The 7,791-nt window shown below is 55.7% G+C and carries 6 protein-coding genes and 1 pseudogene; 3 read left to right on the top strand and 4 right to left on the bottom strand.

From position 1 onward, the window contains the following. A pseudogene (locus EJQ19_RS26630) lies at positions 1–204 on the bottom strand (aminotransferase class I/II-fold pyridoxal phosphate-dependent enzyme); the annotation flags it as partial. 286 nt (positions 205–490) lie between these two features. Beyond that, complete coding sequence (locus EJQ19_RS26625; RefSeq protein WP_126144263.1) at positions 491–1,105, bottom strand: GNAT family N-acetyltransferase; 615 nt, start codon at positions 1,103–1,105, stop codon at positions 491–493. Between the two features lie 274 nt (positions 1,106–1,379). On the opposite strand from EJQ19_RS26625, the gene pdxR reads away from it, so the two are divergent. Continuing rightward, positions 1,380–2,963 carry a MocR-like pyridoxine biosynthesis transcription factor PdxR gene (gene pdxR / locus EJQ19_RS26620; protein ID WP_126144262.1) on the top strand — a complete coding sequence of 528 codons (1,584 nt, stop codon included), beginning with the start codon at positions 1,380–1,382 and terminating at the stop codon, positions 2,961–2,963. Positions 2,964–3,048: 85 nt separating this feature from the next. After that, positions 3,049–4,485, top strand: a complete 1,437-nt coding sequence (locus tag EJQ19_RS26615) for an NAD-dependent malic enzyme (protein ID WP_126144261.1) — start codon at positions 3,049–3,051, stop codon at positions 4,483–4,485. A 554-nt stretch (positions 4,486–5,039) separates the two neighbouring features. Here the strand turns inward: EJQ19_RS26615 and EJQ19_RS26610 are convergent. Continuing rightward, positions 5,040–6,299 carry an MFS transporter gene (locus EJQ19_RS26610; RefSeq protein WP_126144260.1) on the bottom strand — a complete coding sequence of 420 codons (1,260 nt, stop codon included), beginning with the start codon at positions 6,297–6,299 and terminating at the stop codon, positions 5,040–5,042. A gap of 32 nt (positions 6,300–6,331) precedes the next feature. Next, positions 6,332–7,120, bottom strand: a complete 789-nt coding sequence (gene asd, locus EJQ19_RS26605) for an archaetidylserine decarboxylase (RefSeq protein WP_126144259.1) — start codon at positions 7,118–7,120, stop codon at positions 6,332–6,334. 204 nt (positions 7,121–7,324) lie between these two features. Here asd and EJQ19_RS26600 point away from each other — a divergent pair. Then, positions 7,325–7,791: glycoside hydrolase family 3 N-terminal domain-containing protein (locus tag EJQ19_RS26600; RefSeq protein ID WP_277600986.1), on the top strand; the 467-nt coding region annotated here is incomplete at its 3' end.

The following is a 7,791-nucleotide window of genomic DNA, read 5'->3' as shown; positions in this document are numbered from 1 at the left end:
CTTCAGATGCATAGGCTGCCCGTTCTCGATAGCGATACCGATCGTAGCATTGAACTTCTTGGCTTTGGCTTTTGCTTCAGCCGATTGGCTGAGAATGCCTTCTTTCGGGAAGTAAATCGATTTGCCTAGTGCAGAAAGCATGTCGTACACGTGATTGTTTTCGCGTTGCAGGGTCTCGTTTAACTGACTGGCCAGAGGATTCATTATCGTGGGTCATTCCTTCCAATGTGCAATTCATTTTTTCGATTCATTTTTTCCCAGTTATTATATCACTTTCCCCGGTGAACGTCACTTCGTGAAACATAATTTTCTGACATTTGTTTGAAAGGAATAGGGCGAATGCTGGAAAAATTGCGAAAAGAAGCGTTTGCTCATGAACTCGGCACTATGGCTACCGAAATCAGGCATACGCTTATGAGGTTTGCAAGGCGGAAGAGGTCTTGCGTCTTGAAGCAAACGAAACTTGGGAATTTCGCACCCAAAGCCTGGCTTATTTGGAAAAGGAGGTAGCGGTGGCAGGATATGAGGCCGCTAGAAAGCCCTCCAGCCGTGCCTTCACCTCCGGCCATTCCCGATCCACGATGGAGAACATGACCGTGTCACGGATATAGCCGTCATGCATGATGCGATGATTGCGGAGAACGCCTTCCTTATGCGCCCCCAGACGGGCGATGGCGGCTTGCGAGCGCTCATTGCGAAGATCGGTCTTGATCTGCACCCGGATCAAATTCATGGTCTCAAAGCTGTAGCGGAGCAGCAGGTACTTGCATTCCGTATTGACTCGCGTGCGCCATACTCCGGGGTTGTACCAAGTATGGCCGATTTCGCCATGCCGGTGCTGAGCGGACAGGTCGAACAAGCGGGTACTGCCGACAAAGCGGTCGAGCTGTTTATCGTACACACTGAACGGGATGCCTAGGCCCGCCTGCTTCTCTTCTAGCGCCTGATGAACGAATTGCTGCACATCCGTTAGCTGAAGGAGCGGGGTCATATACGTAAATATAGCCGGATCGGCTGCCGCTTCCGCAAGGCCTTGAATGTGGGATTCCTGCATGGGCAGCAGCACGACGCGTGTTCCGTCGAGAATCGGTGGCTGGTTGTTCATAAGATCAAGCTCCTTTGTATGTAAAAGATGTGATTGCCGTTACTATACGGTATAATTGGTTTAGAAAAAAGAGCCAATTAGGATGAAGTTGTATGGACCATTGTGGAATTAGGCGTGTAGTCGGGTTAGCATGTGCCCCCTATTAAGCGCATGTAGGTCAAATAAGCACTTGAAAGTGTCTTATCTCAGGCAAAGGGGGAGATTTTGGGGAAATAAGATATTTCGAAGTGCTTATTTCCTTAACTTGACAATAGAGGTGGGGACGGATGCTCACATGGAAGTTTATCTCTCGTTTGAAACGTATTTGGAGCGCTATCCGAGCAAATATGCTGCTCTATACCATGCGCTGCACGATGCGATGCTCGCGGGAAAGCTGAAACCGCAGACGAAGCTGCCGGCTTCACGCGAGCTGGCCTCTCTGCTGGGCATTTCCCGCGGGACTGTGGGGCAGGTCTATGACATGCTTATCGCGGAAGGCTATTTGCAGGCGGAGGTCGGGCGCGGCACGTATGTGGTATATGCAGACGGCCAGGCGCAGCGGCAGATGCAAGCGGGGAAAAAGTTTGTGTTGTCGTCCTGGGGCGAGCGGGTGCGGGATTTGGTGAGCTCGCAGGGGCAAGAGTGGAGCCGAGGGCAGGAGAGAGAGCAGGGACAAGAGCAAGGGCAAGGAGAAGGACAAGGACAAGGAGAAGGACAAGGAGAAGGACAAGGACAGGAGCAAGGAGAAGGGCGTGGGCAAAAACAAAAGCAGGGACAAGAGCAGCTTGCGGTCTCGTTCGAGGTGGCTCGGCCGAATTTGGAGCAGTTTCCGCGGGAAATGTGGAACCGGAGCCTGTACGAGCAGGTGCGGCGGATGACGGAGTCGCCGCAGGAGGATGCTTACATCGCCGAAGGGCATTACGCGCTGCGCGAAGCGATTGCGCTGCACCTCCGGCGGATGCGCGGCATCGATGCGCCGCCAGAGCGCATCGTGATCGTCAACGGGTCGATGCAGGCGATTGCCCTGCTGACCCAGCTGCTGGTGAACCCGGGCGATCCCGTCGTGCTGGAGCGCCCGGGTTACTACGGCATCGCGCGCGCTGCACGCGCGGCCGGCGGTGTGACCGTCTATGCGGACGTGGACGGGCAAGGGCTTATCCCGCAGCCGTGGGACGCCCGGCTGCTGTTTGTGACACCCAGCCGCCAGTTCCCGACGGGGGCTGTGCTGTCTTTGGAACGCCGCCTGCAGCTCCTGAGCTGGGCGGCGGAGCAGGGCGCTGTCATCGTCGAAGACGACTATGACAGCGAGTTCCGGCACCGCGGGCGGCCCATTGAGCCGCTCAAGGTGCTCGATCAGGAGAGCCGCGTGGTGTACATCGGCTCGTTCTCGAAACCGATGCTGCAGGATCTGCGCATCGGGTACGTGGTGCTGCCGGAGGCGCTGCACAGCGCCTTCGCGGCCGCGAAGCGGCTGTTCGAGCCGCACCCCACGGGGCTGCTCGAACAGCGCGCGCTCGCCAGCTTCATGGCGAGCGGTGCGTACGAGCGACACCTGCGCCGCATGCGGCGGGTGTACGCGAGCAAGTTCCTGCTCCTGCAGGCGCTGCTGCAGGAGCAGTTGTCCACCCGCTTCGCGTGGGTGGACAGCGACAGCGGGCTGCATCTGTTCGGCTGGTGGCGGGGAGATCCCCGCACCTATGCCGCGTATGCAGCCGCTTGCCGGGAAGCCGGCGTCCGGTGGACCGACGCGGCCACATACAACCTCCCGGCCGGACGGGCGGGAGCGTGTTTTGGCTATGGGCATCTCACGGAGGAAGAAATCCGGCAGGGCGTGGCGATTTTAAGGACCGTCAGCAAGTTTATGTTTTCAGGGGTATAAAGAACCTTTTTTGGCAGGAAAATAGATAGTATGCTATTATTCGAACAGATGGTCAATTAAATCTTTTGTAGGAGTGATCCTTGGTATGGCAGGTTTACATGGCGGCGGTACGAGTGTGATTGTACGTTTGGAAATACATAAGGAACAGGTGTCATTCGGCCGAATTGCTACGGCGATCGGGGATGCCGGCGGCGATATTGTGGCCATTGACGTCACGCGGGCGGGCAAAACGACACAAACGCGCGACATTACCGTCAAAGTTGCCGATCCGGAGCACACCGAGACAATTACCAAAGCGCTGGAGCAACTGCCTGGCGTTCGCATTATCAACGTATCCGACCAGACCTTCCTCTTGCATTTGGGTGGGAAAGTGGAAGTGACCCCGAAGGTGCCGATCAAAAACCGGGACGACCTCTCCCGCGTCTATACCCCTGGGGTGGCCCGTGTTTGTATGGCGATTCACGAGGACCCGGCCAAAGCGCATTCGTTAACGATAAAAAGAAACACTGTAGCCGTAGTATCCGATGGAACGGCCGTACTCGGACTCGGCAACATCGGTCCAAAAGCGGCGATGCCGGTGATGGAAGGGAAAGCGATGCTCTTCAAGCAGATGGCAGGCGTCGATGCGTTCCCGATCTGTCTCGACACGCAGGATACGGAGGAGATCATTCGCACCGTGAAGGCGATTGCGCCGACGTTTGGCGGGATTAACCTCGAAGATATTTCGTCCCCGCGCTGCTTTGAAATTGAGGAGCGCCTGATCGAAGAGCTGGACATTCCGGTGTTCCACGATGACCAACACGGAACGGCTGTCGTCATCCTTGCGGGTCTTCTGAATGCGGTCAAGCTTGTCGGCAAGCGTATGGAAGATTGCAAAGTTGTCGTGACGGGCATCGGAGCGGCAGGCATCGCTTGCACCAAAATGCTGCTCGCTGCCGGCATCACCAATGTCATCGGGGTGGATCGCCACGGTGCGATCGTCGCCGGAGATACTTACGCCAATTCGGCATGGACATGGTATGCAGAGAATACGAACCCGAACCGTGAAAAGGGCAATCTGTCCGACGTCATCGCGGGAGCTGACATTTTCATTGGCCTTTCCGGTCCCGGTGTGCTAAAAGCTGACGACGTCAAACGCATGGCGGCCGATCCGATCGTGTTTGCGATGGCGAACCCGACGCCGGAGATTACGCCGGAAGAGGCTGAGCCTTACGTTCGCGTCATGGCGACAGGGCGTTCAGATTATCCGAACCAGATCAATAACGTGCTGTGCTTCCCAGGGATTTTCCGCGGTGTGCTCGATTGCCGGGCGTCGCGTATTACCCAGGAAATGAAGCTTGCAGCGGCGAAAGCGATTGCTTCTGTCGTCGGAGAAGACGAGCTCAACGAATACTATATCATCCCGAGTGTGTTCAACCACTCTGTGGTTGAAAAAGTACGCGAAGCCGTCATGGAAGCCGCTTATGATTCCGGCGTTGCGCGCCGTCGTACACAGCGTGAAATGCAGGAAGCGCACGATTAAGCGGATCACAGACGCTTGGTTGAACAAAGGACGAACGTCATAGTGCCTTATACCGCTCTGTGTTGGAACGCAGCTTGTACAAGCTCATTAAAGAAAGGTGCCCCAAGGATGACAGGGGGCACCTTTTTCAGCTTTGAGGCAGCGTTGTTCGTTGATTGCAGATCACGCCATAGCAGCGTCCTGTAACGGGAGGGGGAGTGAACTGTTCTCGAGCTTCTTAGAAAATCGGGGAGAGGGATTGGCTAATGCTCAGGGAATTTCTTGAAAAATCCATATTTAACTGAAATTACATGTGGATTTTACATCTTCACTGAGAATGAGCCGGCCCCGTGACGGGGGCAGGTGTTTGGGGAGTGCTGTTGGTGGGAGATGAGGCGTTGGGCGCTGTCTTATGGGATTTTGATCCATTGATGGCTCCGGACCGAACGCGTTAGCTTAGGCCGTTACAGCGGCGTTACATTGTTGCCTGGCGTGATTTCATCCAAACAAAAAACCCTCCACTCTCACGAATGAAGGGGGATGTAACTATTCACACTGTGCCTGCGTCTAATTCCTTAGGCAGCTTCTTCCGACCAACTTTCCAGCTTGCGGTCTGTCGGCAGCAGGAACGTGAATATGCCGACGAGCGGCAGGAATGCGCACATTTCCATCACGCGGGGTGTGCCGATGACGTCGCATAGATTGCCGAGCACGACACTGCCAATGCCGCCGAGGCCGAACGCAAGTCCGGTGATTAGGCCGGAGATGGTGCCGAGCTTGCCCGGGAACAGCATTTGCGCGTACACGACAGTAACGGAGAAGCTGGATAAATTAATAAATCCGATCAGTGCAAGCAAAACATACGCCCATCCAAGGGAGACATGCGGCAGCAGCAGCGCAAACGGCGCCGAGCCCAGCATGGAGAAGAAAATCAAGTTCCGCCGCCCGAAACGGTCGGAAAGCGGACCGCCGAAGAAAGTGCCGACGGCGCCTGCCGCGAGGTACAGGAAGATAAAGTCCTGTGCGCGGTCAATCGTTATGCCGTAACGGTCCTGCATGAAGAAAGCGAAGTAGCCGGTCATCGCCGCGCCGTACCAGGAGCGGATGAAGACGAGGAACACTAGCACGCAGAGGGCGAACATAACTTGCTTGCGGCGCTGGGGGCTCATGGCTTTGCGAACAACGGTTTTTGCTTTGGCCGCGGCCGTATGCAGCGTAACTTTATACCACTTGGCGATAAAGAGCAGCACCAGAATGGCGATGCCCGCGACGCCGGTGAACCAGATCGCCCCGAACAGGCCGAGTGGAATGAAAATCCACTTGGTCATGACCGGCGCAAGCGATTGCCCGGCGTTGCCTCCGACCTGGAAGATCGATTGGGCGAGCCCTTTGCGGCCGCCTGCAGCCATGTGGGACACCCTCGAGCCTTCCGGATGGAAGGCGGCGGAGCCGAGTCCGACGAAGCACACAGCCAGCAGGACGACCCAATATGTATGGGCGTAAGCCAGCAGCAGCATGCCGATGAGCGTGGAGAACATGCCGAGCGGCAGCATGTACGGCGACGGCTTGCGGTCGGAGTACAGGCCAACGACAGGCTGCATAATGGACGCTGTCACATTGATGGCAAATTGCACCCAGCCGATTTGGGTGTAGTTCAGTCCCATCTCATCCTTCAGAATCGGAAAGATGGCGGGAATCACCGACTGAATCGAATCGTTCAGCAGGTGAACCAGGCCGATCGCAAAAAGGATTTTGTAAACGGTAGGCTTTATGTTGCCGGCATTTTGCAGCTTGGCTGAATTTCCATCGGATGACGATGATGATAAGGTTGCCATGATGTTATAATCTCCTCTCCTCGGAAAGCACCTTATGTATCCAGAAAGCGGCCGAGGTCTTCTCCCATTTTGACTTTAGAGCCAAGCATCAGATCGGGCCGCGGCTCGAACATGCCGTCCTCGAACAGGAGCACGACGGTAGAGCCGAATTCAAAATACGCGAGCTCTTGACCGCGCTCCAGCGTTTTGGGCAGCGGCGTGACGTACTGAATGGAACTGACGTTCAAGGCCCCGACTTTCACAACGGCGACTTCGCCCGTCTCATGCTGAATGAACGTAATCAGCCGTTCATTGCGGCTCAGCACGCGCTTCATATAGCGAAGCCCGAAATCGTTTACCGGATACACTTTGCCGAGCACATGCTCTTTTTCCAGAATATCGCCCGAGACCGGCGCATGAATGCGATGATAATCCGTCGGGCTTAAGTACAGAACGAAGTAAAATCCGTTCTTGTAATTGACAGTTCGCGGCGAGCGGTTCAGCAGTTCGTCAATGGTGTAGTCCTGCCCTTTGACATTCAGAATGGTCCCGTCCTTGATGTCGCCAATGCCTGTAATCATGGCATCGACCGGAGACACGACCCGCGAGACATCTTCATGAATCGGACGCAGACCCGGCTTTAAACGGCGTGTGAAGAAATCGTTGAGCGACTTATATTCTTTGATCGCCTTCTCCGCATCCTCTACGCGAATGCCGTACGTTTGAGCAAAACGGGGAATAAAATACCGGCTCAGCTTGGAGCGAGCAAAAGCGCCTGTCAGCTGGGATACCCATTTGCGGGAAGACAATTCAGTCAGTAATCGGAAAAACGGCTTCGACATTTGGAAAAACTCCTGTTCATTCGTGGTTATGGGGGATGGCCGCCTGCCGTCCCGCCTGTTTGCGGTTCTTCGCTAATCTTGCCACAGATAGGGGAAAGAATCAATTGCGATTTCCTCAGAACAGGGCCGAAGCCGAGGCAAGCATGCGGTATTTCGCGATGGAAAAGCGTCAATGCTGAGTATACAGAGAAAGGGAGGATTCCCATGAAAAAGAATGCATCAAAGATGACTCGCTCCGCAGGCTGGCTGACGGCGCTGAGCTTGCTGATCGTACTCTCCGGCTGCTCGTTAGGCCAGAAGCCGGGGGTGAGCGCATCGCCTCAGTCTTCTGCGATTGCGACCTCGACAGCCACACCGCTGCCGTCCGCAAGCTCTTCGCCAAGTGCAACGGCTTCACCGAGCGCTAAGCCGACGGCGACGCCGGACCCTTGGGACGGCTGGACGCTCGACGATAAGATCGGTCAGCTGATCATCGCCGGCATCGACGGTACGACCGTCACCGACCAGACGCGGGAGCTGATAACGAAGTATCATCTTGGCGGTATTTTGCTGTATAAACCGAATGTGACCTCAACGAAGCAGCTCGTTGCGCTGACGAACGGGATAAAACTAGCCAACCGTGTGAACAAACAGCCGCTTTGGCTGGGCGCTGACGAAGAGGGAGGCCGCGT

This window comes from Paenibacillus whitsoniae (genome assembly GCF_003955665.1).
GTDB lineage: Bacteria > Bacillota > Bacilli > Paenibacillales > NBRC-103111 > Paenibacillus_E > Paenibacillus_E whitsoniae.
This window is presented reverse-complemented; position numbering and strand designations above follow the sequence as displayed.